Annotated in this window: 2 protein-coding genes and 1 pseudogene; 1 reads left to right on the plus strand and 2 read right to left on the minus strand. The window is 44.5% G+C overall.

Annotated features, from left to right (window positions below; all coding sequences use genetic code 11):
- The first annotated feature begins 117 nt into the window (after positions 1-117).
- Positions 118-1,347 (plus strand): phosphoglycerate dehydrogenase, encoded by a 1,230-nt coding sequence (serA, locus tag AB4496_RS11120; RefSeq protein ID WP_017097288.1) that lies wholly within the window; start codon positions 118-120, stop codon positions 1,345-1,347.
- 117 nt (positions 1,348-1,464) lie between these two features.
- On the opposite strand, the gene AB4496_RS11125 is transcribed toward serA, so the two are convergent.
- Both AB4496_RS11125 and AB4496_RS11130 read right to left on the minus strand, forming a co-directional pair.
- Positions 1,465-2,178 (minus strand): oxidative stress defense protein, encoded by a 714-nt coding sequence (locus tag AB4496_RS11125; protein WP_009847667.1) that lies wholly within the window; start codon positions 2,176-2,178, stop codon positions 1,465-1,467.
- Positions 2,179-2,288: 110 nt separating this feature from the next.
- A pseudogene (locus AB4496_RS11130) lies at positions 2,289-2,548 on the minus strand (ArgP/LysG family DNA-binding transcriptional regulator); the annotation flags it as partial.

The following is a 2,548-nucleotide window of genomic DNA, read 5'->3' on the forward strand; positions in this document are numbered from 1 at the left end:
AAGACGCACAGGGAAAACGTTTGTCTCCTAACAGAGTGGTGAATTTGTTCCCCTTTCAGCCATTTTGTAGCACGTGCGCCGCATTTGCCCAACCTTTCCATTTTAAGGACGAGAACAATGGCCAAAGTTTCACTGGAAAAAGAAAAAATAAAAATTCTACTTCTAGAAGGTCTTCACCCTTCTTCTGTAGAAGTACTGCAAGCCGCTGGTTACACAAATATTGAGTACCACAAAGGCTCACTACCTGAAGATGAACTTCTTGAAGCAGTTAAAGATGCTCATTTCATTGGTATCCGTTCTCGCACCAACATCTCCCAAGAAGTTATTGATGCGGCTGAAAAGCTGGTTGCAGTCGGTTGTTTCTGTATTGGTACTAACCAAGTCAACCTTCAAGCAGCAGCAAAGCGCGGTATCCCTGTTTTCAATGCACCGTTCTCAAACACTCGAAGTGTTGCTGAACTCGTTCTAGGTCAGGTTCTATTACTGCTTCGCGGTATCCCAGAGAAAAATGCTCTTGCTCACCGTGGTATCTGGAAAAAGAGTGCAGACAACTCTTACGAAGCTCGTGGTAAGCGTTTAGGTATTATTGGCTACGGTCACATCGGTACTCAGCTGGGTATTATTGCTGAAAACCTTGGTATGCGTGTTTACTTTTACGATATCGAAAACAAGCTGTCTCTAGGTAATGCCACTCAAGTTCATACTATGACCGAGTTGCTGAATAAGTGTGACGTGATCTCTTTACACGTACCTGAAACCAATGAAACTAAAGACATGATGGGTAAAGAAGAGTTCGAGCGCATGAAGCCTGGCTCTATCTTTATCAATGCAGCTCGTGGCACGGTAGTTGACATCCCTGCTCTGTGTGGCGCTCTGGATTCTGGTCACCTTTCTGGTGCGGCTATTGATGTTTTCCCAACAGAACCAAAAACCAATGCAGACCCGTTTGAGTCTCCATTAATGCAGTTCGATAACGTGATTCTAACGCCTCATGTGGGTGGTTCAACTCAAGAAGCACAAGAGAACATCGGAGTTGAAGTTGCTGGTAAACTAGCGAAATACTCTGATAACGGCTCTACGCTATCAAGTGTTAACTTCCCTGAGGTTTCACTGCCATTGCATACGGGCACATCTCGCTTGCTACACATTCACGAAAACCGCCCAGGTATCCTAACTCAGATCAACACCATCTTCGCTGAAGAAGGCATCAACATCGCGGGTCAGTACCTACAGACTGCGGCTGATATGGGTTATGTAGTTATCGATGTAGAAGCGGATCGTTCAGAAGAAGCACTGCTTAAACTGAAAGAGATCGAAGGCACAATCCGTGCTCGTCTTCTTCACTAATCATCGAGTTAGACCATAAGTAAAAACAGAAAGGCTCTCGCAATGAGAGCCTTTTTAGTATTTGGCCTATCGTAGGTAATTAGATCACCATGATCCAAAAGCCTCTATAGCGCTATCTTATTCTTCGATCTGATAGATCACATTGACACGATCACGAATTGTGATCGTTGAGTCTTCATAAGAGTTCGACTCTGTTCTCGCATCCATCGCCATTGAACGCATTAGCACAGGCTGAGAAGATTGTGCATTGTAATCAACACGCCAAACATCACCTAGCTCACGCTCAAAACCACTCGCTAATGATTTAGCTTTTGATGTCGCATCTTTGATCGCTTCTAAGCGTGCTTGCTCTTGATACTTAGCTTGGTCACGCACTTGCAGCTGGATATTATCGATTTGGTTAATACCCTGTCCTATTGCAATATCCATGTACTCATTGAGATTAGCGAGCTCATTCACTTGAACGCTCACATTGCGTGAAGCGCGGTAGCCAACCAATTCTGGTTTGCCATCTTTTGGATAATGGTACTGAGGAGATAGGTACAGATTAGAGCTGTGTACGCTCGCCTCATCTACGCCGGCTTGGTGCAGCTTATTTAGAAAGCCCGTTACCACTTTATCAACAGTACTTTTAGCCTGTTCAGCCGTCATCGTTGACTCTACCACTCTCACTGAGAATGTCGCCATATCTGGTGTCGCGATGACTTCACCATAACCTGTTGTTGAAATATGCGGAAAGGATGGAGAGTCAGCCAGTGATGGAAAGCTCACAGCACTCAACGCAGCAGTAAGAGTAAGAGACGTTGCTAACATCTTTGGTACAAACTTCATTAGGTAGACCTATGCTAAACAAATGTCCTTCCATCATAGAGTAATTTATCGTTTAGCCAATCCTGATTGTGCACATCTAACAGAACTTTGACGCTGAAAAAACCAACAACTTACTGAGGTAAATGATTGTGAGCAAAACTTAATATCGCCTGGGATACCTCTTTTAGCACCCCACTCTCAAGCTGCCAATGGTGCCAATAGATGCGATAAGACAGCAGAAAGCCAGGGGTAATATCAATCAGAGCACCAGACTCTAGTTCCTCGATAATCTGCAATCGAGGAATCAAGCAATAGGCAACACCCGATAGTGCCAAGCGCACAAATGCTTCTGAACTGCCGACCGTATGATTGATCACACTGTCTCTCGGTA

Source organism: Vibrio sp. 10N.222.46.A1 (assembly GCF_041473595.1).
In the GTDB taxonomy this organism is placed as follows: domain Bacteria; phylum Pseudomonadota; class Gammaproteobacteria; order Enterobacterales; family Vibrionaceae; genus Vibrio; species Vibrio tasmaniensis_A.

Bases quoted from the DNA above. Each gene is read 5' to 3' on its own strand.
- serA (WP_017097288.1), top strand. From the start codon at position 118: ATGGCCAAAGTTTCACTGGAAAAAGAAAAAATAAAAATTCTACTTCTA.
- AB4496_RS11125 (WP_009847667.1), bottom strand. From the start codon at position 2,178: ATGAAGTTTGTACCAAAGATGTTAGCAACGTCTCTTACTCTTACTGCT.